General features: G+C 72.9%; 23 protein-coding genes and 1 tRNA gene. 11 read left to right on the top strand and 13 right to left on the bottom strand.

The genetic code is table 11. From position 1 onward, the window contains the following. Nucleotides 1–4: 4 nt before the first annotated feature. Entirely contained in the window at nucleotides 5–931 is a 927-nt protein-coding gene (locus BLS70_RS09715; protein WP_091766601.1) for an SDR family oxidoreductase, read from the bottom strand. 173 nt (nucleotides 932–1104) lie between these two features. Here BLS70_RS09715 and BLS70_RS09710 point away from each other — a divergent pair, with 173 nt between their 5' ends. From BLS70_RS09710 to BLS70_RS09685, 6 genes are all read left to right on the top strand, one after another. Next, nucleotides 1105–1509 carry a Zn-ribbon domain-containing OB-fold protein gene (locus BLS70_RS09710; RefSeq protein ID WP_091766598.1) on the top strand — a complete coding sequence of 135 codons (405 nt, stop codon included), beginning with the start codon at nucleotides 1105–1107 and terminating at the stop codon, nucleotides 1507–1509. Beyond that, a complete protein-coding gene (locus BLS70_RS09705) occupies nucleotides 1506–2669 on the top strand; it encodes a thiolase C-terminal domain-containing protein (protein WP_091766595.1) in 1164 nt (387 codons plus the stop codon). Before BLS70_RS09710 ends, BLS70_RS09705 begins: the two co-directional genes overlap by 4 nt. After that, entirely contained in the window at nucleotides 2666–3307 is a 642-nt protein-coding gene (locus BLS70_RS09700) for a TetR/AcrR family transcriptional regulator (protein WP_176946351.1), read from the top strand. The genes BLS70_RS09705 and BLS70_RS09700 overlap by 4 nt, the downstream gene beginning before the upstream one ends. Nucleotides 3308–3476: 169 nt before the next feature. After that, nucleotides 3477–4658: an acyl-CoA dehydrogenase family protein gene (locus tag BLS70_RS09695; protein WP_091766592.1), complete on the top strand. Its 1182-nt coding sequence runs from the start codon at nucleotides 3477–3479 to the stop codon at nucleotides 4656–4658. Between the two features lie 28 nt (nucleotides 4659–4686). Continuing rightward, nucleotides 4687–5775, top strand: a complete 1089-nt coding sequence (locus BLS70_RS09690; RefSeq protein WP_091766589.1) for an acyl-CoA dehydrogenase family protein — start codon at nucleotides 4687–4689, stop codon at nucleotides 5773–5775. 6 nt (nucleotides 5776–5781) lie between these two features. Next, the gene (locus BLS70_RS09685; RefSeq protein WP_091766586.1) at nucleotides 5782–7326 is read left to right on the top strand and encodes an acyl-CoA synthetase; all 1545 of its coding nucleotides are present in this window, start codon (nucleotides 5782–5784) and stop codon (nucleotides 7324–7326) included. 10 nt (nucleotides 7327–7336) lie between these two features. Here the strand turns inward: BLS70_RS09685 and BLS70_RS09680 are convergent, their stop codons facing one another. The 5 genes from BLS70_RS09680 to BLS70_RS09660 form a co-directional block, all read right to left on the bottom strand. Further along, nucleotides 7337–8905 carry an HNH endonuclease signature motif containing protein gene (locus tag BLS70_RS09680; RefSeq protein ID WP_091766583.1) on the bottom strand — a complete coding sequence of 523 codons (1569 nt, stop codon included), beginning with the start codon at nucleotides 8903–8905 and terminating at the stop codon, nucleotides 7337–7339. A 113-nt stretch (nucleotides 8906–9018) separates the two neighbouring features. After that, on the bottom strand, nucleotides 9019–10167 hold the full coding sequence (locus BLS70_RS09675; RefSeq protein WP_143030384.1) for a hypothetical protein: 1149 nt from the start codon (nucleotides 10165–10167) through the stop codon (nucleotides 9019–9021). After that, nucleotides 10154–10735 (bottom strand): RNA polymerase sigma factor, encoded by a 582-nt coding sequence (locus BLS70_RS09670; RefSeq protein WP_218122356.1) that lies wholly within the window; start codon nucleotides 10733–10735, stop codon nucleotides 10154–10156. The genes BLS70_RS09675 and BLS70_RS09670 overlap by 14 nt, the downstream gene beginning before the upstream one ends. A 44-nt stretch (nucleotides 10736–10779) precedes the next feature. Then, a complete protein-coding gene (locus BLS70_RS09665; protein ID WP_143030383.1) occupies nucleotides 10780–11355 on the bottom strand; it encodes a hypothetical protein in 576 nt (191 codons plus the stop codon). A 112-nt stretch (nucleotides 11356–11467) separates the two neighbouring features. Further along, a tRNA-Asn gene (locus tag BLS70_RS09660) sits at nucleotides 11468–11540 on the bottom strand. A 144-nt stretch (nucleotides 11541–11684) separates the two neighbouring features. Here BLS70_RS09660 and BLS70_RS09655 point away from each other — a divergent pair. Further along, nucleotides 11685–11894, top strand: a complete 210-nt coding sequence (locus BLS70_RS09655) for a hypothetical protein (protein WP_091767207.1) — start codon at nucleotides 11685–11687, stop codon at nucleotides 11892–11894. 1 nt (nucleotide 11895) lies between these two features. Here the strand turns inward: BLS70_RS09655 and BLS70_RS09650 are convergent, their stop codons facing one another. The 4 genes from BLS70_RS09650 to BLS70_RS09635 are packed head-to-tail and all read right to left on the bottom strand — an operon-like array spanning nucleotide 11896 to nucleotide 15451. Beyond that, the gene (locus BLS70_RS09650; RefSeq protein WP_091766575.1) at nucleotides 11896–12450 is read right to left on the bottom strand and encodes a hypothetical protein; all 555 of its coding nucleotides are present in this window, start codon (nucleotides 12448–12450) and stop codon (nucleotides 11896–11898) included. Beyond that, nucleotides 12447–14327, bottom strand: coding sequence for a DNA primase (gene dnaG, locus BLS70_RS09645; protein WP_091766572.1), 1881 nt, complete (start codon nucleotides 14325–14327; stop codon nucleotides 12447–12449). Before dnaG ends, BLS70_RS09650 begins: the two co-directional genes overlap by 4 nt. Then, nucleotides 14327–14836 carry a hypothetical protein gene (locus BLS70_RS09640; RefSeq protein WP_091766569.1) on the bottom strand — a complete coding sequence of 170 codons (510 nt, stop codon included), beginning with the start codon at nucleotides 14834–14836 and terminating at the stop codon, nucleotides 14327–14329. Before BLS70_RS09640 ends, dnaG begins: the two co-directional genes overlap by 1 nt. A 9-nt stretch (nucleotides 14837–14845) precedes the next feature. Beyond that, a complete protein-coding gene (locus BLS70_RS09635) occupies nucleotides 14846–15451 on the bottom strand; it encodes a YdcF family protein (RefSeq protein ID WP_255362355.1) in 606 nt (201 codons plus the stop codon). Nucleotides 15452–15603: 152 nt separating this feature from the next. On the opposite strand from BLS70_RS09635, the gene aztD reads away from it, so the two are divergent. The 3 genes from aztD to BLS70_RS09620 all read left to right on the top strand — a co-directional run bounded on the left by aztD (nucleotide 15604) and on the right by BLS70_RS09620 (nucleotide 19245). Next, the gene (gene aztD / locus BLS70_RS09630) at nucleotides 15604–16896 is read left to right on the top strand and encodes a zinc metallochaperone AztD (protein WP_091766562.1); all 1293 of its coding nucleotides are present in this window, start codon (nucleotides 15604–15606) and stop codon (nucleotides 16894–16896) included. Next, nucleotides 16893–17762 (top strand): metal ABC transporter substrate-binding protein, encoded by an 870-nt coding sequence (locus tag BLS70_RS09625; protein ID WP_143030382.1) that lies wholly within the window; start codon nucleotides 16893–16895, stop codon nucleotides 17760–17762. Before aztD ends, BLS70_RS09625 begins: the two co-directional genes overlap by 4 nt. Nucleotides 17763–17886: 124 nt before the next feature. Next, nucleotides 17887–19245, top strand: coding sequence for a cytochrome P450 (locus BLS70_RS09620; protein WP_255362354.1), 1359 nt, complete (start codon nucleotides 17887–17889; stop codon nucleotides 19243–19245). Nucleotides 19246–19256: 11 nt separating this feature from the next. Here the strand turns inward: BLS70_RS09620 and ppdK are convergent, their stop codons facing one another. The 3 genes from ppdK to dusB form a co-directional block, all read right to left on the bottom strand. Then, entirely contained in the window at nucleotides 19257–21962 is a 2706-nt protein-coding gene (gene ppdK / locus BLS70_RS09615; RefSeq protein ID WP_091766556.1) for a pyruvate, phosphate dikinase, read from the bottom strand. 76 nt (nucleotides 21963–22038) lie between these two features. Continuing rightward, on the bottom strand, nucleotides 22039–22473 hold the full coding sequence (locus BLS70_RS09610) for a hypothetical protein (RefSeq protein WP_091766553.1): 435 nt from the start codon (nucleotides 22471–22473) through the stop codon (nucleotides 22039–22041). Then, nucleotides 22470–23630, bottom strand: a complete 1161-nt coding sequence (gene dusB, locus BLS70_RS09605; protein WP_091766551.1) for a tRNA dihydrouridine synthase DusB — start codon at nucleotides 23628–23630, stop codon at nucleotides 22470–22472. Before dusB ends, BLS70_RS09610 begins: the two co-directional genes overlap by 4 nt. Before the next feature lie 62 nt (nucleotides 23631–23692). On the opposite strand from dusB, the gene BLS70_RS09600 reads away from it, so the two are divergent. Then, nucleotides 23693–24325, top strand: coding sequence for a class I SAM-dependent methyltransferase (locus BLS70_RS09600; protein WP_091766549.1), 633 nt, complete (start codon nucleotides 23693–23695; stop codon nucleotides 24323–24325). The last annotated feature ends 4 nt before the right edge of the window (nucleotides 24326–24329 follow it).

The raw sequence follows: 24329 nt of genomic DNA, 5'->3' as shown, positions 1-24329 counted from the left end.
CGGCCTACTTCGGGACCTGGCGCATGAAGATCGAGGGGTGGAGCCCGTCGGCCAGCGGCCGGAACTCCTGCTCCATCTGCGCGGCCAGGTCGTCGAGGTCCCAGGGACCGTCGGAGGCGATGGACGCTCGCACCTCCGGGTTGTTCCACAGCGTCACGCCGTAGCCGGCCGCTCCGAGGGTGCGACCGGAGATCCAGTCGGAGGCCTCGCTCGCCAGGTAGGTCACCAGCGGCGCGATGTTGTCCGGGGACCTCGAGTCGTCGTCGGCCGGTCGCTCGGAGCTGCGCAGCTGCTTGTCCTGCGGGATGGTCGCGGTCAGCCGCGTCGCAGCACCCGGCGCGATGGCGTTCGCGGTCACGCCGTAGCGCCCCAGGGCGTTGGCCAGCGACGCGGTCAGGCCGATGATGCCCATCTTGGCCGCGGCGTAGTTCGGCTGTCCCGGCGAACCCTGCAGGGCCGAGTCCGAGGTGAAGTTGATGATCCGGAAGTGGCCGTCCGGGTTGCGCTGCTGGCGCCAGTAGGCGGCCGCCGGCTTGACGGTGCTGAAGTGCCCGCGCAGGTGGACGCGGATGACGGCGTCCCAGTCCTCGTCGTCGAGGTTGAAGATCATCTTGTCGCGCAGGATGCCGGCGACGTTCACGACGACGTCGAGCTTGCCGTAGGTGTCGACGGCGAGGTCGACGAGCCGCTTGCCGGTCGCGGTGTCGGCGATGTCGCCGCCGTCGCTGACCGCCTCTCCCCCGGCCCCGACGATCTCGTCGGCGATGTCGCGCGCCGGGCCCTCGTCGCCGCCGGTGCCGTCGGGTCCGGCGCCGAGGTCGTTGACCACCAGCTTCGCGCCCTGCTCGGCGAACAGCCGGCTGACCGACGCCCCGATCCCCCTGCCCGCTCCGGTGACGATGACGACCCGGCCATCGAGTGTGCCGCTCATGGAATGCCTCTCGTGGGGTCGAACGCAGCAGTCGGTGACAACCCGCGCTCGACGTGGTGAGAGCACGTTCTACCGGTTGTGAGAGCACGTTCTACTACGGTAGGAACGACACCCGCAAGGGTGCGCCTCGACGAGGTCGGCTCCGTCAGCAGCGACACGCGAAAGGACGGCCGATGCCCGGGCCGACACCACTGCCCACACCGGACACCGCCCCCTACTGGGAGGGCGCGGCGGCCGGCGAACTGCGCATCCAGCAGTGCACCAGCTGTACGAGGCACTACTTCTACCCCCGCCCGTTCTGCCCGAACTGCGGGTCGGCGGAGGTCGTCTGGCGCGTGGTCAGCGGCCGGGCGACGCTCGTCTCCTACGTCATCAACCACCGGCCGATCCCTGCGTCCGACACACCCGTGGTCATCGCCCTCGTCCAGCTCGAGGAGGGGCCGCAGATGATGTCCAACATCGTCGGGGTGGAGCCGGAGCCGGAGAACCTGCCGCTCGACCTGCCGTTGCAGGTGACCTTCGAGCAGCGCGGCGACCACGCCATCCCCGTGTTCGCCCCGGCGGAGGGAACCCGATGAGCACCACGTCGATGCACGGCGGCGACATCGCCATCGTCGGTGCCTCCGAGACCACCGGGATCGGCAGCCTGCCCGACGTCTCGATGCTGAACCTGCACGCCGACGCCGCGCGCAACGCCCTCGCCGACGCCGGCCTCACGACCAAGGACGTCGACGGCGTCGCGACGGCCGGACCGCTGGCGATGGAGGTGTCCCACCACCTCGGCATCACCCCGCGCTGGCTCGACGGCACGATGGTCGGTGGCTGCAGCTTCATGCTGCACGTCCGCCATGCCGCGGCCGCCATCGCCGCCGGAGCCGCCGACGTCGTCCTGGTCACCCACGGGGAGTCCGGGCGGTCGCGGGTGGGCATGGGCGGCCGGGGGCCGAACCCCTCGTCGCCCCAGGGCCAGTTCGAGGCCGTCTACGGGGCGGTCACCCCGTACTCCACGTTCACCGTGCCCGCGTTGCGCTTCCTGCACGACCGCGGCCTCGACCGCGAGGCGCTCGCCCAGGTCGTCGTGACCCAGCGCGAGTGGGCGGTCGGCAACCCGCGGGCGTCACGACGCACGCCGACGACGGTCGAGGCGGTCCTCGAGCAGCCGCCCGTGGCGTGGCCGTTCTCCAAGGACATGTGCTGCGTCGTCACCGACGGCGGTGGCGCGCTGGTGCTGACCAGCGCCGAGCGCGCCGCCGATCTGCCGGCCGGGGACCGCGCCGTCTACCTGCTCGGCTCGGGCGAGTCCGCCGAGGCGCCGATGGTGTCCCAGATGGCCGACCCGGGATCCTTCCGGGCGTTCCGGCTGGCGAGCGCGGAGGCACTGGCCACGGCCGGGATCGCGCACGCCGACGTCGACCACCTCATGGCCTACGACGCGTTCGCGCACCTGCCGCTGTACATGCTCGAGGACATCGGGTTCGTCGGGCGGGGCGAGTCCCGCGACTTCATCGCCGAGGGCCACACCGGCAAGGGCGGCCGCCTGCCCATGAACACCAACGGCGGCGGGCTGTCCTACACGCACACCGGGATGTACGGCATGTTCGCCATCCAGGAGGCGGTGCGCCAGCTGCGTGGTGAGGCCTTCGCGCAGGTGCCCGGCGTCCGCACCAGCTTCGTCCAGGGCGTCGGCATGTTCTTCGCCGCCGCCGGCAGCCTCGTCCTCTCGAACAGCCGGCCGTGACGTCGCCGGACGCGGTCGAGGTGACCGACGACGACCTGGCCGAGGAGCGCCTGTCCGGGCGGTCGTCGGAGGCGCGCGCCGCCCGCACGCAGCGCATGATCCGCGCGGCCATCGAGCTCGCCGGGCAGGGCGGCTACGAGGCGGTCCAGGTGCGGGAGGTGGCGGCCCGGGCGAAGGTCGCGCTGGCGACGTTCTACCGCTACTACCCCTCCAAGAAGCAGCTGCTGCTCGCCGCCGTCCAGTCCGAGATGGCCAAGCTCAGCGAAGACGTCGACGCGCGCCGTCCCCGCGGGGCGACGCCACAGGCACGGGCCGGCGAGGTCTTCGCCCGCGCGTTCCACGCGATGATCAAGGACCCCGGCTTCGCCCACGCGGCGCTGTCGGTGCGCCAGTCGCCGGTGCCCTTCGGCGCCCACGAGGAGCGCACCCCCCCGGTGGGGCACGACAACACGTTCGTCGACATCGCCGCGGCCGCCGCCTGGGGCGCCGACCACGAGGTGACGGCGGCGGAGTACCTCGCGCTGCACATGGTCGAGTCGCTCTGGATCGGCTGCACCGTCGACTGGCTCAACAGCCGGCTGACCGCCGACGCCGCGGAGCAGCGCATCCGCCTGGCCGCCGAGAAGCTGCTCGGCTGACCGCCGTCGCCGGCGTGCGCAGAACCCGCGGACGTGACCCTCGCCTCATTCCCGTTCCTGCGGCTACGATGACCGCGCCGCGTAAGTAGAGCGTGTTCTCCCCAGCGATCACCACGTCGCCGACGCGCTCAGACCGTCTCGCCACCCCCTGCAAGAAGGGCTCACCACCATGTCGACCGACGAGTTCCGGGCCAAGGCCCTGGCCTGGCTCCAGCAGAACGCCAAGCCGTTCGACGAGAACTCCCAGGGCAGCTCCGCGACGCTCGAGGAGTCCAAGGCGTTCCAGAAGGGGCTGTGGGAGGCGGGTCTCGCCGGCATCACCTGGCCCAAGGAGTACGGCGGCCAGGGCCTGGGCACCGCCGAGCAGCTCGCCTTCAACGAGGTGGCCGCCGACTTCCGCATGCCCGTGGGCCCGTTCGTCATCGGCCTCGGCATGCCCGCGCCGACGCTGCTGGAGTTCGGCACCGAGGAGCAGAAGAAGCGCTACATCCCGCCGATGCTGCGCGGCGACGAGATCTGGAGCCAGCTGTTCTCCGAGCCCAGCGGCGGCTCCGACGTCGCCAGCCTGCAGACCTCCGCGGTCCGCGTCGAGGACGGCTGGCTGATCAACGGCCAGAAGGTGTGGACCTCCGGTGCGCAGTTCAGCGACTACGGCGCCGTGCTGGTCCGGACGGACCCGACGCGGCCCAAGCACCAGGGCCTCACGATGTTCATCGTCGACCTGCACCACCCTGGCGTCACGGTGCGCCCGCTGGTCGTGGCCACCGGCGACGCACCGTTCAACGAGGTCTTCTTCGACGACGTCCACGTCCCCGAGGACGCGGTGATCGGCGAGGTCAACAACGGCTGGGCCGTCGCCGTGGCGATGCTGCGGTACGAGCGGGTCACCATCGGCACCGGTGTCCGCGCGCGGGCCAACCCGCTGGGCTACGACGCGCTGGTCGAGCTGGTCCGCGCGCGGGGCCTCGACGGGGACCCGACCGTGCGCCGGGTGCTCGCCCAGGTCGCCGCCCGCGAGAGTGCCATGCGGTCCTACAGCGCGGTGCTGCACCAGGAGGCCAAAGCCGGCCTGCCCATCGGCGCACGGGGCTCGGCGGCCAAGCTCGCCGGCGCCGTCTTCCCGCTGTGGGTCTCCGACCTCGTCCAGGAGATCTTCGGCGAGGAGCTGGCGCTGCAGACCCCGGACATGCTCCCCCTGGCCCGCTCGATCCTGGCCGCCCCCGGCGGCGCGACGGCGGGTGGCTCCAACGAGATCCAACGCAACATCATCGCCGAGCGCGTGCTGGGCCTGCCCAAGGACGCCGGCGTCGACAAGAACGTCCCCTTCAACCAGCTGAAGCTGTCCAAGTGACCGCCGCGTCCGCCCAAGGAGCGACCTCGTGACCCTCATCGACACCGACGACCAGCGCGATCTGGCGAGCAGCGTCAAGCGCTTCGTCGCCGGTCAGGCGCCGATGTCCGCCGTCCGGAAGACGATCGCCTCCGAGGCCTCCTTCGACCCGGAGGTCTGGCGGCGGCTGAGCCAGGACCTCGGTGTCGCGGGACTCGCGATCCCCGAGGAGTACGGCGGCGCCGGCGCCTCGTGGGCCGAGCTCGTCGTCGCGCTGCGCGAGCTCGGCGCCGGCCTGGTGCCGACGCCACTGCTGGCCACCAGCGTCCTGGCGACCGGCACGCTGCTGGCCCTGGACGACGAGGAGGCGCGGCGCGAGTGGCTGCCCCGCTTCGCCGAGGGCACCGCGATCGGCACGCTGGCGGTCAGCGAGGGTCCGCGGCGCGAGTGGCCCGTGGCCGACTCGGCCGTCGTCGTGGCGGACGGGGCGCTCACCGGCACGAAGACGGCGGTGCTCAACGCCGCCGACGCCGACGTCCTGCTGGTGACCACCGCCGAGGGCGTCTTCCTCGTGGAGAAGGGTGCTCCCGGCCTCACCATCACCCGCGTCGAGTCGCTGGACCTGACCCGCGGCATCGCGAACGTCTCGTTCGAGGGGACGCCGGGGCGCCTGCTCGCCGGCGACGCGGCCGCCGCCATCGAAAAGGTGGCCGACCTGGCGAACCTGGCCCTGGCGGCCGAGCAGGCCGCGGCGACCAAGGCCTGCCTGGACATGACGACCGAGTACGCCAAGATCCGCTACAGCTTCGGCCAGCCGATCGGCATCTACCAGGGCGTCAAGCACCCGCTCGCCGACATCTACACCGACTGGGCCCTGACCGACGCCGCCGTCCGCAAGGCGTCGGAGTCGCTGGCCGAGGGCAGCCCCACGGCGTCGCTGGACGCGGCGTCGGCCCGGCTCCTGGCCTCCAGCGGGTACGTCGAGGCCGCCAAGATGACGATGCTGCTGCACGGCGGCATCGGCTTCACCTGGGAGCACGACGCGCACCTGTACTACCGGAACGCCATCACCGGCAACGTGCTACTGGGCGGCCCTACGGCGCAGCAGGACCGCGTCGCCGAGATGCTCGGGGTCTGACCGCCGATGTATCCCGGGACCTGGGCGCAGACGGCGCCGGACAAGCTCGCGATGGTGATGGCCGGCTCGGGCCGGTCGCTCACCTACAAGCAGCTCGACGACAACAGTCGCCGGACTGCGCACTTCCTGCGCGACACCGTCGGGCTGGTGCCCGGCGACTCGGTCGTGGTGCTCAGCGACAACGTGCCCGAGACGCTGGAGCTGTACTGGGCCGGCGTGCGGATCGGGCTGTACGTGACTTTCGCGAACAGCCACCTGGCCGCACCGGAGGCCGACTACATCATCGAGAACTCCGGCGCGCGGGTGCTGTTCGTGTCGGCGAACCTGGCCGAGCTCGCGTCGAAGCTGACGGCACCGTCGGTGGAGCACCGTCTCGTCTTCGGTGGAGCGGTGCCCGGGTACGAGAGCTACGAGGCGGTGCGGGACGCCGCCTCGGACGAGCCGCTCGGTGACCAGCCGCGCGGCGACACGATGCTCTACTCGTCGGGCACCACCGGCCGGCCGAAGGGCATCAAGCGGCCGCTGACCGGGGCGCAGGTGGACGAGCAGAGCACCATGTCGGCGACGCTGCAGCTGCTCTACGGGATGACGAAGCAGACGATCTACCTGTCGCCGGCTCCGGCGTACCACGCAGCACCCATGGCGTTCATGGCCGCGGTGCAGTCGCTGGGCGGCACCGTGGTGATGATGGAGAAGTTCGACCCCGAGGGCGTGCTCGAGGCGATCCAGCGGTTCCGGGTCACCGAGATGCAGATGGTGCCGACGCACTTCGTGCGGCTGCTCAAGCTGCCGGAGAGCCTGCGCAGCAGCTACGACCTGTCCTCGCTGCGCATGGTCATCCACGCGGCCGCGCCGTGCCCGCCGGACGTCAAGCGGGCGATGATCGACTGGCTGGGGCCGATCATCATGGAGTACTACGCCTCGACCGAGGCCGCCGGATCGACCTTCATCGACTCGGCGACGTGGCTGGAACACCCGGGGTCGGTCGGGAGGCCGAGCACGCCGGGGAGCCTGCACATCTGCGATGCCGAGGGCAAGGAGCTCGGCCCGCGCGAGGTCGGGACGATCTACTTCGCCTCGGCGACGGGCACCCGGCCGTTCAGCTACCACGGAGACGAGGAGAAGTCCCGGGGAGCCGAGCACCCCGAGCACCCGGACTGGACGACCGTGGGCGACCTCGGCTACCTGGACGAGGACGGGTTCCTGTACCTGACCGACCGCTCGTCGTTCATGATCATCTCGGGTGGGGTCAACATCTACCCGCAGGAGATCGAGAACGCGTTCACGCTGCACCCGAAGGTGGCCGACATCGGCGTCATCGGCGTGCCCGACCCGGAGATGGGCGAGCGCGTGGTGGCCTTCGTCGAGCCAGCTCCTGGCGTGGAGGTCACGGACGACCTGGCCGGCGAGCTGGCGACGTTTGCCCGCGAGCACCTGGCCGGCTACAAGGTGCCCCGGGAGTTCCACTTCCGGGAGGCCCTGCCGCGCACGCCCACCGGCAAGATGGTCAAGGGCAAGCTGCGCGACGAGTACGCCGCCACGGTGAGCTGACCGCTCGAATTCAGAACGGTGGAGGATCCTCGCCCACCGCCGGCGGCGCCGGCGGTGGGCCGGGGGGCACCGCGAGCACCCGCCACCCGGGGGGTCGGCTGACCCGGGTGACCCCGGACGGCGTGATGACGGTGAGCACACCGTCGTCGCTCATGGTGTGCGTCCAGCCGTCCGCGTGGGTCTTGAGACGGTGGTGCCGTCGGCACAGGCAGCACAGGTTGCTGCAGTCGGTTCCGCCGCCGGCTCCGTGTGCGACGACGTGGTCGAGGTCCGCCCAGCCGGCGCTCACGCTGCAACCGGGATGACGGCAGGTCCGGTCCCGCGTGACCAGGAAGCGGCGCTGCCCCGCGGAGGGGCTGTACCGGTCCACCGCCGGAGGCGCGGAGAGGACCGGGCAGTCGCACCGCGTTCCGGGGTGGGCAGTGCACCCGCGAGCGGCGAGGCGCTCCAGCTCCCGCCGGCCGGTGACCGCGAGAAGCCGCCCGCACGCGTCGGTGACCGCGATGTCGAGCGTGCCGCCGGTCGGCGCCTGCAGCCCGCCCGGGCACAGCGCGTCCAGCTGCTCGAGCAGCTCCCGGAGGTGAGCGGAGGTGATCGCCTCCCCGTCGACCTCGCCCACCGACGCGGGGACCGGCCCCGGCACGAAGACGGCTGGCGGCGTCGCGCCGTCGCGCAGGAAGGCCCCGACGGTGAGCGCATGGAGCGGGGCGACCACCGTGACGTGCGCCGACACCGACGGCTGCTGCTGCCATGGCCGGAGCATCAGGTCGATGCCGGCTCCCACGCGGAGCATCCCGATGGGCCGACGGTCCCCCGCCTCCTGGGCGGCGCGGGCGTGCCCGTCGAGCGTCTTCCGGCAGGCCACCGCATCGGGGTGCGGCATCAGCATGCTGAGCTCGCTCATCCCGTTCCCGATCCGCCGCACCTTGACGTCCGCGGCGTCCCGGGCCTGCGTGCGGCGCCGGTCCGCGGCCGCCGCGTCGCGCGCCACGAGTTCCCGCTGGACACGCTCCCGCAGCCGCCGTACCGACAGCTCCGTCGCGATGGGGAGAACAGCCCGTTCCACGGCGGCGATGACCGCCGGATCGCTGTCGTCGGCCGGCCGTCCCAGCTCCGCCGCGATCGCCCGGGCGCGTGGCCAGTCCAGCCGGCCGGTGGCCAGTGCCGCCCAGGTCGCGGGCAGGCGGGTCGCGAGGATCTGGGCCTGGTCGAGCAGCGTGACGGCTGCCGTCCGGCTCGTGTTCATGACCAACGCCAGTTCGTCGAGCACGAACTCGCTGACGCCGTCGGGTCCCACGCCGGCGGCCCCGGCCTCTCCCGGGCGGGGGTCGACAGGAGCCGGGCGATCCGCGGCGATGTCGAGGGCCAGCTCCAGCTTGAGCGCGGCCAGCTTTGCCTCGGCGGCCATGACCTGCTGCATCAGCGCGGCCGACTCCGACGAGGAGCGTCGCCGGGGCAGCCAGGCACCCAATCGCTCCACCTGCGGCCGCGGCTCGTGTTCCATCTCCTCCCACGGAGACGGGGCGGCATCGACCGGCACGACGGTCACACCGACCGCGAACCCGCCTCTTCCTGCCATGCCTCGAAGCTAGGCCCAGGGTCTGACACTTTTGGCGCGCTGACCAGCCACTTCGCGATTCCGAGCGGTATCGGTCGGCGAGCTGATCCACTCGCCGACCGATAGCACGCCGCTCAGGGGGTGAACGTCACCTGCTCGGCCATCGCGAGCATCTGCTCGCGACTCAGGCCGTCGCTCCCCAGCAGCAGGAACAACCGGTTCGCGCCGGGGAACTGGCCGACGACGTACCAGCACGCGCACGAACCGTCGCCCCCGTTTCCGAGTGCGATGCGGCCCGCGCCGCCCTGGATGGTGACCGGCTCCGGGATGCCGGTGAAGGTGATGCCCTCGAGAGCACCGTCGAGCGCCTCGTCGCCGCCGAAGGCCCACAGGCTCAGCCGGAGGAGCTCGTCCGGCTGCGTCTCGCTGACCAGGTCGATGCTGCGGCTCTCCTCGTAGCCGCCGACCTCCCAGCCGGCCGGCGCGAGCCCGAACTGGAGATCCAGGGGCTGCGGCCGGTCGACGATCGAGGCCGCCACGGGGATCAGCGCCGACGGGCTGTCGTAGGCGCCTTCCCCCGAGACCGTGACCCACGTGCCGTCGGGCCGTGCCCACAGGAGTTCCGTCGACCCGTCACCGCGCAGGACCTCCGCCTCGGCATCACCGACCGCGACCGTCCCCGCCGGCTCGTCGCCGAGGCCGACGTCGTCCATGCCGCGTGGATCCTGCGGGTACAGGACCACCAGCACGCGGTCGCCGCTGTCGGAGGTGTAGTCGGCGGCGTGGACCAACGGCTGGTCACCGAAGAACGGCACCCCGCCCCAGCGGCTGAACAACGGCGTCACACCGGGCGGGGGCGCCCCGATGGTCAGGGGGAAGGTGACCTCCTCGACCGCGACGAGGTCGATCGCCCCGGGCACGGTCTCGCCCGGCACGTCCGTGCGGCCGTCGGGCGCAGTCGGTCGATCGGACGGGGCGACGGCGACGGCGACCGCCCAGGCAGCCGCGAGCGCGAGCACCCCGGCGCCCAGTCGGACGAGCGTCCGGCGCCGAGCACGCGGGCTGGTCCGTCGACCGCTCCGGGCATCCTCGGCCAGCTGACGGGCGGCCACCACGGAGGCCGGCTCCTCGGGAAACAGCAGCTCCAAGCTCCGCGGCAGGTCCGCCGAGCCTTCGCTGCGGAGCAGGTCGAGGAAGCTCTCGGGCAGGGCTGGAAGGGTCTCGTCCCGGACGCCGCGCGCGGCAGCGAGCCGGGCGTCCAGCTCCTGGTCAGACATCATCACGGAGGGCCTCCTGGTCACGGTCGGGTACGGACAGTGCGGCACGCAGCCGGGTGCGGGCCCGGTGGAGCCGGACACGAGCAGTTCCTGCCGGGATGCCGAGCACCTGGGCCGCCTCCGCAGGAGTCAGGGACTCCCACGCGACGAGGGTCACGAGCTCACGGTCATCCGGCGTGAGCAGCTCCAGTGCCTCGTGCAGGCGGCCGTCCTCGTCGGGGCTGCCGGCGTGGTCGGGGATGCAGGCGCCCGTCTCGCCGAAGGCGTCGGCCAGGCGCTCACCCAGCCGGGCGGCGCGTCGGTGTCCCCGCGCGGTGTTGGCCAGGCACCGCCGCGCGATGCCGAACAGCCAGGGACGGATTTGGTCGGCGTCGACCGGCACGTCGTCCCGGCGACGCCAGGCGGTGGCGAAGGTCTCGGCCACGACGTCGAGGGCGTCCTCGCGCGTCGCCGTCCGACGCAGCGCGTAGCCGAGCACGGCGGAACCGGTGGTTCGGTAGGCCTCCTCGACGAGCGACGCGGAGGACGGGGGCGGGTGTTCGGGGGCGGGCGCGGCTTCGCCCTGCATGGCCATCACACACCTACATGTCCGGCACGAGGCCGAGCGTTACAGCGCCACTACGGCCTGACGATCGCCGTGCCGCTCACCTTGGCGAGCTCGGCGGCGACGACCGCCATGTTGGCCTGCCACACGTCCTCCGGGGTCGGCGGCAGGATCTGCGCCCACATCGGCAGGCAGAAGCCGAGCATCTGCCCGGCGCCGCGAGGCCGGCCGTACAGCCACATGTGGAAGTGCGAGCCACCGTCGCCCCAGCGAGCGACGTGGACCCGGCCGATGCCACCGACGGCCTGGATGGCGCGGTCGAGCCGGACGATCATCCGCCCCAGTCCACCGGCCAGCTCGTCGTCGAGGTCGTCCATGTCGAGGTGCTCACGGGTCTCGAGGAACACCTGCACCGGCACCCCTGACGGCTTCGTCGCGCTGACGCGCCAGTGCTGGTCGGCCCAGATGTACTCGTCGTCGGTGGCCGCGCACGCGTGACAGGGTCCACCGCCCGGCTCACCGGAGCGTGGACGGTCCGTCGGGTACAGCGGCTTGGGCCGCCGCACCCGGAGCTCACCCTCGAACGGGAAGATCGACCACTTCACGAAGTCCGGCAACGGCAACGACGACGTCTCTCGGGCGGATGACATCCCCGGATCATGTCGCACCGACCGACCGGGAGGGCCTCTCCCACGGATCGATCTCCGGCCCCGGAGACGGCGAAGGCCCTGATCCGCATGCGCTGACCAGGGCCGTTTTCTGCTCCCCCGACTGGACTTGAACCAGTAACCCTGCGATTAACAGTCGCATGCTCTGCCAATTGAGCTACGGGGGACGAGCGGGCGCGAGCACCCGCTGGCGCCGACGAGACTACCGCAACGGTCCTGGCCGACCTCGCCCCCCTCGGCCGTGTCCGGAGGCGACGATGCTCACAGGTAGCGTCATCGCCAGTTCCGCTCCCGAAGCCCAGGAGGTCCCCGTGGCGAAGCTGTCGTTCCTGGCCGGATTCGGCGCCGGTTACGTGCTCGGCTCCAAGGCCGGACGTGAGCGCTACGAGCAAATTCGACAGGGCTGGGACCGCGCGAAGGACGACCCGCGCCTCCAGAGCCTGGCCGGCATGGCCCAGGCGCGGGCCGACGACGCCCTCTCCTCGCTCCGGGCGAAGATGGGCACCGACGCCCCCCGCTGAGTCAGTCGGGCTGGTCGGCCGCCACGAGTTCGGCCAGCTTCTGCCGGGCCGCCTCGCGCGCCACCGGGTCGGCGCGGTCGGCGTCGTCGTCGAACACGACGGTCCACTCGCGCCCCGGCCGGCCGGGGATGCGCCGGGCCACCAGCAGCACCCCTCCCCTCCCCGGCAGCGGCGAGCGCCGGCTGTCGACGACCGTCTGGTCCACCCGCCGGCGCACCACCGCGGGCAGGTCACCGGCGTCGGCCAGCGAGTGGCGTTCCACCGGCTGCCGCGCCTGCACGCCCGGCTCGACCTCGGCCAGCGGGGTGACGAGGAACGTGCCACCCGTCTCCCCCGCCGCCGACCAGGTCGCCGAGCCCACTTCGTGCCACGGCAGCGGCTCTCCCGCGACGCCGTCGGCAGCCAGCCGGCGCAGCCCGCGGTCGGTCGCCACCAGCCAGCCCTCGTCGCGGATGAGCGAGCCCCACGCCAGCACCTGCTCGTCGCCGGGCAGCGCCGTCCGCACCGCCTCGGGCGCGCGGGCGAACCGGCGCCGGAGCGCGTCGAGCAGGCTCACCCGAGACCGCCGATGGCGCGCTTGCGCAGCGAGATGGCCAACTGTTCGAGGTCCATGAGCTGCTTGAACGCCTTCATGTACTCGTCGCCGCTCTCCACGGGGTTCATCCGCTGCAGCCGGCCCTTCAGAGCGGAGACCTCTCGCACGGTGGCCATCTCCTGCAGCCGGGCCATCACGGCGGTGACGTACCCGGCGTCGGCCTCACCGGTGGACCGCAGCGGCTCGACGGCCAACGCCGTCAGCTGGGCCCGCGCGCTCTCGCGGTCGCACTGCTCGGCCACCAGGTCCAGCCAGGCCGGGCCGGTCACCGCTGCCCCTGCCGCTCCCCCGGTCCCGGCGACCGCGGCGGCCACCGCGGCGTAGTCCGGATCGGTGTAGGCCGAGGGCGGCACGGCGTCGAAGGCCGGACCGGCGAGCTCCGGCACCTGCAGAGCGGCCTTGACCGCCTCGCGCTCGATGGCGATCGCGGCGTCGTCCGGAGTGCGCTGCGGCGTGCGCGGCCGCCCGCGCGAGGGCGCTTGCCCCTCGCCGGTGTGCCGGCGGACCCGCGCCAGGACGTCGGCCTCGTCGGTGTCGCCGATGAGCGACGCCAGCCGCCGGGCGTAGGCAGGCCGGAGCGCGTGGTCCTTGATCTGCGCGAGCAGCGGCGCGGTCTTCTCCAGCGCGGCGACCCGGCCCTCGACGGTGTCCAGGTCGTAGTCCGCCAGCGTCGTCTTGAGCACGAACTCGATCAGCGGCGACCGCCGGGCGATGAGGTCGCGCACCGCGGCGTCCCCCTGCTCCTGGCGCAGCTCGCACGGGTCGCGCCCCTCGGACTCGACCGCCACGAAGGTCTGCGCGACGAAGCGCTGGTCCTCCTTGAACGTCTTCATCGCCGCTGCCTGACCGGCCGCGTCGCCGTCGAAGGTGTAGACCACCTCGCCGCGGAACTCGTCCTGGTCCATGAGCAGCCGGCGCAGCACGCTGATGTGCTCGCCGCCGAAGGCCGTGCCGCACGAGGCGACGGCGGTGGTGACGCCGGCCAGGTGGCAGGCCATGACGTCGGTGTAGCCCTCGACGACGACGGCCTGGTGGCGCTTGGCGATGTCGCGCTTGGCCCGCTCGATGCCGTAGAGCACGGTGCTCTTCTTGTAGAGCGGGGTCTCCGGGGTGTTGAGGTACTTGGGGCCCGAGTCGTCGTCCATCAGCTTGCGGGCGCCGAAACCGATGACGTCGCCGGTGATGTCCCGGATGGGCCACACCAGCCGGCGGTGGAAGCGGTCGATGAGGGTGCCTCGCGAGGACTCCTTGGCCAGGCCCGCCGTGATGAGCTCGTTCTGGGTGAAGCCGGCCCCGCGCAGGTGCCGGGTCAGCGCGTCCCAGCCGCCGGGGGCGAAGCCGCAGCCGAAGTCCAGCGCCACCTGCCGGTCGAAGCCGCGCTCCGCGAGGAACTGGCGGGCCGGGGCTGCCTCCGGGGTGCCCAGCTGCTCGGCGAAGAAGGTGGCCGCGGCGGCGTTGGCGGCGACCAGCCGCGCGCGCTGACCGACCGAGGCGCGGTCCGGGCCGGCCGTCGGGCGACCGCCGTCGTCCTCGTACTTCAGCTCGATGTTGGCCCGGCCGGCCAGCAGCTCGACGGCCTCGGAGAAGGTCAGGTGGTCGATCTGCTGGATGAAGGAGATGACGTCGCCACCGACCCCGCAGCCGAAGCAGTGGTAGAGCCCGCGGCTGGGCGTGACCTGGAACGACGGCGACTTCTCGTCGTGGAAGGGGCACAGGCCCTTCATGCTGCCGCCGCCGGCGTTCTTGAGCTGCAGGTGCTCGCCGACGATCTCGTCGATGCGCGAGCGCTCGCGGACCAGCGCGATGTCGGCGGCCCGGATGCGTCCTCGCCCTGCCATCAGCTGCTCCCTCCCACGACCGCTACCCCGGTCGCCGCGGTCATCGCGGCGGTGTTGCGCCGGCTGATCACCAGCTCCAGCCACAGCAGGAAGATCTGGTGGCCCAGGGGCATTCCCGGCGTCGCGGTCAGCGTCGGCCGCGGCGACCAGCCGCCGGTCGAGGCGCTGTGCGCGACCTGCTGACCGCCGGAGACGAAGCGGTGGGTGCCCTTCCAGTAGGACAGGACCTCCACGTCCACCCGCGTGCCCTCGAGGTCGGCGACCCACGTCCCCTTCCACGAGGATGCCTGCCGCGCCCGCAGCCGGGCGGAGTCCTCGGGCTCGACCGCCCAGCGCGCCCTCAGCTCGCCCTTGCGCTTGGAGTACTGCCACACGCGGTCGCCGATGACCGCCGTCGCCTGTTCCTTCCAGTTCGACGCCTGGAGAGTGCCGACGACCGCACCGCCGGAGAGCAGCGGGAGGACACCTCTGCCGACGCCGAGCGCGCCGGCCTTGCCCAGTTCCAGCACCGCGCCCCCTCAGCCGATCCCCGGAGCCCCGGCCACGGACTCCCCGGTCGCCCGGTAGAGCAGGTAGGCGGCCGTCTCGCGGAGTATGTAGCGGAACTGCGTGACACGGGTCTGCACCGCCGGGCCCTGGCGGGTCGGCGAGCTCTGGGCGCTGAGGCCGGCGTCGGCCGCCATGCGCTCGGCGCGCATCGCGTGCCAGGGGTCGGTGACGAGGACGGCGCTGGACCAGCCGCGCTCGGCGAAGGCGTCCGAGACGACCCGGATGCTCTCCAGGGTGTCCACGCCCTCGGGCACGGCGAGCAGCGCCTCGGTGGGGATGCCGGCGGCCGCCAGGTAGTCGCGGCCGGCTTCGGCCTCGGTGAACGCGTCACCGGCCGCCTTGCCCCCGACGGTCACGATCACCGGGGCGACGCCGGCCTCGTGGAGCGAGAGGGCGTGCTCGAGCCGCGCCTCGAAGATCGACGAGGGGACGCCGTTGTACTGCGCCGAGCCCAGCACCACGATCGCGTCGGACTGCGGGCGGGAGTCCTGGCGCGCCGTCCACCAGATCGCCAGCGCGGTCGCGGCGACGAGCAGGAGGGAGGCGAGCACGGCGGCGCCCAGCACCCGTGCCACCAGACTCCGCAACCGCACCCCCACGCGACATGGGTACCACGCGGGATGGAGGCGGGGACCAGCGAGGGACGGACCCGCGCACCCCATACATGGGAATGATTCCCATTGTGCTTAGGTGCTCCTGACAGATCGCCACGACCCAGGAGCCCCTGATGCACACCCGCCCCGCACCCTCCCTCCGCGCCGTCGCGCTGGCCGCGACGCTGCCGCTGTTCCTCGCCGCCGGATGCGCCTCGTCCGACGGCGAGGACGACGCCGCCTCCTCCACCAGCAAGGCAGCCGCCACCGAGGAGCCCACGGAGGCCGGAGCGAGCGCTCCGCGCCTGGCGTTCACCTACGACGGCGGGATCCAGGTGCTGGACGCCACCACGCTCGAGGTGCTGGCCGACGAGCCGCTCGAGGGGTTCAACCGGCTCAACCCCGCCGGCGACGGCCGCCACTTCCTCGTCTCCACCCAGGGCGGCTTCCGCCTGCTCGACGGCGGCGCCTGGGCAGAGCCGCACGGCGACCACTCGCACTACTACACCGCAGACCCCCGGCTGACCGACGTGCTCTTCGACGCCGAGAAGCCCGGCCACGTCGTCGCGCACGCCGGGCACGCCGTGCTCTTCGACGACGGCACCGGGGAGATCACGGTGCTCGAGAGCGCGGAGCTCGCCGAGGGCGACGACGCCGAGGTCGGATCCCTCACCACGCCGGAGGCGCACCACGGCGTCGCGGTCCAGCTGGAGGACGGCACGATGCTGGTCTCCGACGGCACCGAGGACGAGCGCTCCGGCGTCCGCATCCTGGACGCCGACGGGCAGGAGATCACCGCCCGCGACGACTGCCCCGCGGTGCACGGCGAGACCGTGGCCGCCGGCGAGGCGATCGTGATCGGCTGCCAGGACGGCGCCGTCCTCTACGCCGGGGGCGAGCTCACCAAGATCCAGAGCCCGGACGCCTACGGCCGCATCGGCAACCAGTTCGGCACCGAGGACTCCCCGATCGTGCTCGGCGACTACGAGCGCAGCGAGGACGACCGGTCCAGCACCGTGGCGCTCATCGACACCACGACCGCGTCCCTGCGCCTGGTCGACCTCCCGGCTCCGTACTGGTACCAGTCGTTCGACCGAGGCCCGAACGGCGAGGGCCTGGTCCTCACCTACGACGGCAACCTCCAGGTGATCGACGTCGTCACGGGCACCGTCACCCGCTCCATCCCCGTCACCGGGCCGTGGGAGGAGTCCGACGACTGGCAGGACCCGCACCCGCAGGTCGTCGTCGTGGACGGCATGGCGTACGTGACCGAGCCCGCCACCCGTGAGATCCACGCCGTGGACGTCGAGGCCGGCGAGGTCTGGAAGAGCGCCGGGCTGGAGGTCGTCCCCAACGAGCTGGCCGGCGTGAGCGGCGACGTCGAGGAGCACGCAGAGCACGAGCACGAGGGCGAGCACGACGAGTGAGCCGCCTGGCACCACTGGGCGTCCTCGCCCTGGCCGGCTGCCTCGTCGGCGGGCTCACCGCGTGCGGCGGTGAGCCCGCCGGGGACGGCGGGCGACCCGAGGTCCTGGTGACCTCCTACCCCCTCGAGTACGTCGCCGAGCAGGTCGGTGGCGAGCACGTCATGGTGGCCAACCTGACCCCGCGGGGCGGGGACACCCACGGGCTCGAGCCGGCCCCCCGGGACGTCGCCGCGCTGGGCGAGGCCGACCTCGTCGTGCACCTGTCCGGCGGCATGCAGCCGGCCGTCGACGACGCCCTCGCCCAGCAGGCGCCCGAACACCTGGTGGACGCCGCGGGCCTGGCCGACCAGGGGCCCGACCCGCACTTCTGGCTCGACCCGCTCCGGCTGGCCGAGCTCGGGCATCAGGTGGCCGGTGAGCTGGCCGAGGTCGACCCGGACCACGCCGGGGACTACGCGGCGGCGGCCGACCGGCTCGAGGAGTCGCTGGCGGCGATCGACCGCGACTACGCCGAGGGGCTGGCCCCGTGCCGGGGAGCCACGCTCCTCGCCGCGCACGAGGCCTTCGGCTACCTCGCCGACCGCTACGGCCTGCGGCAGGTGGGGGTCGCCGGACTGGACCCGCACGTGGAGCCGCCCCCCAGCCGGCTGCGCCGGGTCGCCGAGGCGGTGGAGTCCTCGGGTGCGCGGACGATCTTCTTCGAGGCGGCCGCGGGTTCCTCGGTCGCGGAGGTGCTCGCCGGCGACCTCGGGCTGACCACCGACGTGCTGCACCCGATCGAGCGGGTGGCCGACGACGAGTCCTATCCCGAGCTCATGGCGGCCAACCTGGCCGCCCTGCAGCGGGGACTCGTCTGCGCAGGCTGAACGCGAGGGCCACCCCGCGTCGACCCCGGACGCCGATGGGAAGGTCGTCGGCGCCCCACTCGCGTCCGCCGGGCGCGTCCGGTACCAAGGACCATCCCGTTCCCCCGATGCGGAGGCATGCGACGTGACGGTGCGCGATACGGTCCGCTGGGCCGCGACCCACGGTGCGATGCGGCTGGCCATCCGTGCCCAGGTACGCCGGGGCAACCCCGACGCCGAGGTGCTCAGCGACCCCGCCGTGCGCGAGGACCCGTACGGGCACTACGAGCGGCTGCGGACGGCGGAACCCTTCGGCCGCGGCGCGTTCGCCCGGGTCAGCGTCCACCACGACGTCTGCACCGAGGTGTTGCGCAGCGACGACTTCGGGGTGATCGGCGGGGCCCGCCCCGAAGGCCTCCCCCCGGTGCTGCGGACGGTGCTGCGACTGGCCGGCCCGCGAAAGAGCATCGGCCCCATCGACCCGCCGTCGATGCTGGCCGTCGATCCGCCGGAGCACACCCGCTACCGCCGGCTGGTCAGCCGGGCCTTCACCGCCCGCGCCGTCGCGCACCTGCGCGAGCGCACCGGCCAGATCGCTGCGGAGCTGCTGGACGACCTGGAGCGCGACGCCGCCGCGGGCCGGCCGGTCGACCTGGTGGCCCGCTACGCCAGCCTGCTGCCGGTCACGGTCATCTCCGAGATGCTCGGCGTCCCGGTGGCCATGCGGGAGCAGTTCCTCGCCTGGGGTGACGGCGCCACACCCAGCCTCGACATGGGCCTGTCCTTGACCACTCACCGCAGCGTCGAGCGCAACCTCGCCGAACTCGACGCCTGGTTCCGCGGCCACCTGGGCCGGCTGCGCCAGGACCCTGGCGACGACCTGCTCTCACAGCTCGCCACTCTGGTCGACGACGACGGCAGTGGGCTCACCGAGAAGGAGCTGGTCGCCACGGCAGCCCTGGTGTTCGGAGCCGGGTTCGAGACGACGGTCAACCTGATCGGCAACGGCGCAGCGCTGCTGTTCGCCGCCCCCGACCAGCGGCGCCTGCTGCTCGACGACCCGTCGCTGTGGCCCAACGCCGTCGACGAGATGCTGCGTGTCGAGTCGCCCGTGCAGCGCACCGGGCGGCGGGTGAAGCGGGACACCACGGTGCGAGGCGTGCACCTGCGCGAGGGCGAGCTCGTGCTCCTGGGCCTGGCGGCCGCCAACCGCGACCCCGAGATGTTCGAGGACCCGCACCGCTTCGACGTCACCCGCGGCAACGCCCGCGACCACGTCGCCTTCTCCAGCGGCATCCACTTCTGCCTCGGTGCCGCGCTCGCCCGGATGGAGGGCGAGGTGGCGCTGCGCGCGCTGTTCGAGCGCTTCCCCGACCTTTCCCTCGCCGGTGCGGGGACGCGCCGCCGCACGATCATCCTGCGCGGCTACGAGTCGCTGCCGGTCACCCTCGGCCATCCGGTGACGGCCCCGTCCGACGAGCACTCGACCGCCGTCCCCGGCTAGGGAGGGGGTCGTCAGGAGCCGGCCCGGTCGCCGTCCAGCGCGGCCCGGCCGGCCTCCAGACGGGCCACCGGCACCCGGAACGGGGAGCACGAGACGTAGTCCAGGCCCACCTCGTGGAAGAAGTGCACCGAGTCGGGGTCACCGCCGTGCTCGCCGCAGATCCCGAGCTTGAGGTCCGGACGGGCGGCGCGGCCCGCCTCGGCGGCGATCTGCACGAGCCGCCCCACGCCGTCCCGGTCGAGCGACTCGAACGGCGAGATGCCGAAGATCCCCTTGTCCAGGTACTGGTGGAAGAACGCGGCCTCGACGTCGTCCCGCGAGAAGCCCCACGTCATCTGGGTCAGGTCGTTGGTGCCGAAGGAGAAGAACTCCGCCGAGCCGGCGATCTCCCCGGCGGTGAGCGCGGCCCGGGGCACCTCGATCATGGTTCCGATCAGCGGCTGGACGTCCAGGCCGCAGTCCCGGCAGACCTCCTCGAGCACCCGCTGGGCCTCCTCGCGGATCGCCTCCAGCTCCTGCACCGCGCCGACCAACGGGATCATGATCTCCGGCCGGGGGTCTCCCCCGGCCTGCTTCCGCTCGCAGGCCGCCTCCGCGATCGCCCGCACCTGCATGGCGAACAGCCCCGGCACGACGAGGCCCAGCCGGACACCCCGCAGGCCCAGCATCGGGTTGGACTCGTGCATGCCGCGGACGGCGGCCAGCAGCCGCAGGTTGCCCTCGTCGGGCTCGCCGCGCTCCTCGGCCAGCGCCACGCGCACCGAGAGTTCGGTGAGGTCGGGCAGGAACTCGTGCAGCGGCGGGTCGAGCAGCCGGACGGTCACCGGCAGCCCGTCCATCGCCTCGAAGATCTCCAGGAAGTCCTGCTTCTGCAGCGGTTCCAGGGCGTCGAGGGCACGCTGCCGCTCGTCGTCGCCGTCGGCCAGGATCAGCTGCTCGACCAGCTTCCGCCGGTCGCTGCCGAGGAACATGTGCTCCGTCCGGCACAGGCCGACGCCCTGGGCGCCGAACCGCCGGGCGCGGGCGGAGTCCTCCGGAGTGTCGGCGTTGGTGCGGACGTCCAGGCGCCGCACCCGGTCGGCGTGGGTGAGGATCCTGTGCACGCTGCGCACGACGTCGTCGGTGTCCGCGGCACCGGGGTCGATCTCGCCCTCGAAGTAGCGGACCACCGCCGACGGCTCCACCGGCACCTCGCCCAGCCAGACCCGCCCGGTGGACCCGTCGATGGAGATGACGTCGCCCTCGCCCACCACCGTGCCGTCGGGGGCGGTGAACTTCTTCGCCTTGGTGTCGACCTGCAGCTCCTCGGCGCCGCAGACGCAGGTCTTGCCCATCCCCCGGGCGACGACGGCGGCGTGCGAGGTCTTGCCACCCCGGCTGGTGAGCACACCCTCCGCGGCGATCATCCCGGACAGGTCGTCGGGATTGGTCTCCCGGCGGACGAGGACCACCTGCTCGCCCCGCTGCTGCCACCGCACGGCTTCCTCCGAGGAGAAGACCGCCTTCCCGACGGCCGCACCCGGGGAGGCGTTCATGCCCTGGGTGAGCTCCCTGGCGTTCCCGCCGGCGACGAACCGCGGGAACATCAGCTGCGCCAGCTGGTCACCGGTCACCCGGCGGACCGCCTCGTCCAGGTCGATGAGGCCCTCGTCGACGAGCTGGGTGGCGATCACGAACGCCGCTGCGGCGGTCCGCTTGCCGACGCGGGTCTGCAGCATCCACAGCTTGTTGCGCTCCACGGTGAACTCGATGTCGCACAGGTCGCGGTAGTGGGACTCGAGCCGGCCCATGATCTCCATGAGCTCGCCGTAGGCGTCCGCGTCGATCTTCTCCAGGTCGACCAGCGGCACGGTGTTGCGGATGCCGGCGACGACGTCCTCGCCCTGGGCGTTCTGCAGGTAGTCGCCGTACACGCCCTGCGCGCCGCTGCCGGGGTCCCGCGTGAAGGCGACGCCGGTGCCGGAGTCCATGCCGAGGTTGCCGAACACCATCGCGCAGACGTTGACCGCGGTCCCGGCATCGCTGGGGATGCGCTCGCGCCGCCGGTAGATGACCGCGCGGTCGGAGTTCCACGAGTCGAAGACGGCGTTGATCGCCAGGTCCATCTGCTCGCGCGGGTCCTGCGGGAAGTCGCGGCCGGTGCGGTCCCGCACGATCGCCTTGAACCTGCCGACGACGTCGCGCAGGTGGTCGGCGTCCAGGTCCAGGTCGGACTCCGTGCCGAGCTCGCGCTTCACCGCGTCGAAGGCGTCGTCGAACAGCTCGCCGTCGATGTCCAGCACCGTCTTGCCGAACATCTGGATCAGCCGGCGGTAGGAGTCCCAGGCGAACCGCTCGCTGCCGGCCTGCGCCGCGAGCCCCTGGACCGACTCGTCGTTGAGGCCGACGTTGAGGACGGTCTCCATCATCCCGGGCATCGAGGCGGCGGCTCCCGAGCGCACCGAGACCAGCAGCGGGTCGGCCGGGTCGCCCAGCGTCTTGCCCATGGCCTTCTCCAGCGCCGTCAGGTGCTCGGTGACCTGGGCGTCGAGTTCCTCGGGCGTGCCGCCGTGCTCGAGGTAGTACCGGCAGGCGTCGGTGGTGATGGTGAAGCCGGGCGGGACGGGCAGCCCCAGGTTGGTCATCTCGGCGAGGTTGGCCCCCTTGCCGCCGAGCAGGTCCTTCTGGTCCCTGCCGCCCTCGCTGAAGTCGTAGACCCAGGTGGTCGCGCTCGTCATCGCCCCGTACCTCCGCGTTCGCCGGCCCGTTACCGCGTGGAGGCGATCGTGCCGCACAGGAGCGCGTGCGGCCCGGTCAGTCGATGCCGCAGACGCGCAGACCGTCCTCGCCGATGACGGTGAACTCCGACGTCGTCCCGTCCTCCCACTGCACCGGCACCAGTCGCTTGTCGCCGTCCCGGCCCGGCTCCCCGAACTCGGGTGAGCCCTCGCCGACGTAGGCGGCGGCGACCTCGTCGGGCTCCAGACGGGCGCGCTCGTCCTCGCAGAGCAGCGCGTGGGCGGTCTCGGTGTCGTCCGCGGCCAGCGCGGCCAGGAAGACGCCGGTGACCTCGGTGGCCTGCTCCCCCGGGGTGCCGCGCAGCGCCACGCTGGCCCACACGGCCAGGAACGCGGCGATCACGGTGCCGCCGAGGATGAACACCAGGATCTTGCCCGAGCGCTGCGGGGCCCCGGTGTGCAGCGGCGCCGGGTCGTCGTCGTAGAGGAAGGGCCCCTCGGTGCTGGTCATCCGCCGCTCGTCTCCAGTTCCGCGCCCACCGGGGGGCGCGGGTCGTCCCGGTCGGCCAGCCAGCCCTCGGGGAGGGAGACCGGCCGCGGTGGGGTGGTGCGGCCGCGGGGTGCCCCGAGGACGGCGGTGGGGTACGGCTGGTCCGGGATGCGGGCGAGCAGGTCGGCCAGCTCGTCCAAGCCGCTCACCATGGCCAGCGCGCGCCGGGTGTCCGAGCCCACCGAGAACCCCTTGAGGTACCAGGCCACGTGCTTGCGGAAGTCCGAGCAGCCGTGCCGCTCGCCGTGCTCCTCGGCGAGCAGCGTCGCGTGCCGGTGCATGACCGCGGCCACCTCGCGGAAGCCGGGCAGCGCGCGGCGGTCCTCCCCCGCGAACGCGGCGGCCAGGTCGCCGAACAACCACGGCCGCCCCAGGCAGCCGCGTCCGATGACGACGCCGGCGCACCCGGTCTCGGCGACCATGCGCAACGCGTCGTCGGCCTCCCAGATGTCGCCGTTGCCCAGCACCGGGATGTCGACGGCGTCGACCAGCCGCGCGATCGGCGCCCAGTCGGCGGTGCCGCTGTAGAGCTGGTCGGCGGTGCGCCCGTGCAGGGTGATGGCCGCGACACCCTCGCCCTGGGCGATCCGCCCGGCGTCGAGGTAGGTGACGTGGTCGGCGTCGATGCCGATGCGGGTCTTGATGGTGACCGGGACGTCCTTCGCCGCGCGCACGGCCGCGCGGACGATGTCGCGCAGCAGCACGCGGCGCCACGGCAGCGCCGAGCCGCCGCCCTTGCGGGTCACCTTGGGCACCGGGCAGCCGAAGTTCAGGTCGATGTGCGCGGGGCGGGTGCCGGCGACGCCCTCGTCGACCAGCATCTCGACGGCCCGGCCCACGGTGGCGGGGTCGACGCCGTAGAGCTGGACGGAGAAGGCGTCCTTCTCGTCGGTGGTCGCGCGGATCATCCGCAGCGTCTTGTCGTTCCGCTCCACCAGCGCGCGGGTGGTGATCATCTCGCAGACGTAGAGCCCCGCGCCGAACTCGCGGCACAGCGTCCGGAACGCCGGGTTCGTGATGCCGGCCATCGGCGCGAGGACCACGGCGGGGTCGACGGTCAGCGCCCCCAGCCGCAACGGCGGGAGCGCCGTCGTCGTCGGCTCGAGGGTGGCGGTCACGGCACCCAGAGTAGGCGGCGAGCCACGTCACCCCGGGCGCGCCGGTCTGGCAGCCTCCCCGCATGGGTGTCACGGACTGGGACCACAACAGCTGGTACCACCCGCTGCTGATCCGCTCGGTGCCCGCGGGCGCGCAGCGGGTGCTGGACGTGGGCTGCGGCGCGGGCACGCTGGCCCGCAAGCTGGCGCAGGCGGTCCCGCACGTGGACGGCGTCGACCGGTCGGTCGAGATGGTCGAGGCCGCCCGCCGGGATGCACCGCCCAACGCCACCTTCAGCGTCGGCGACGCCCTGACCTTCGACCCACCGGCGGGGTCCTACGACGCCGTGCTCAGCTCGGCGGTGCTGCACCATCTGCCGCTGGACGAGGCGCTGCCCCGGATGGCGGGCTGGCTCCGGCCCGGCGGCGTCCTGGCCGCGGTAGCCCTCCCCCGCGGCGACCTGCGCCGCGAGCTGCCGGTGGACGTGGCCGCCGCCGCCGCGCACCACGCGCTGGGGCTGGCGTTCGCCGCCGCCCGGCCGCTCACCGGGGCCGACCTGCACCGGCACGAGGACACCCACGACGCCATGCCGGTGCAGGACGGCGCCCTCACCACCCGCGAGGTGCGGGCGCAGGCGAGCGCCGTCCTGCCGGACGTCCGCGTCCGGCGGCTGCTGTTCTTCCGCTACCTGGTGGTCTGGCAGAAGCCGGCCTGACGCG

Origin of the sequence: Blastococcus aurantiacus, from assembly GCF_900102425.1 — a bacterium.
Classification (GTDB): Bacteria; Actinomycetota; Actinomycetes; order Mycobacteriales; family Geodermatophilaceae; genus Blastococcus; species Blastococcus aurantiacus.
The sequence above is the reverse complement of the archived record's forward strand: the minus strand, read 5'-3'. Positions and strand labels throughout refer to the sequence as shown.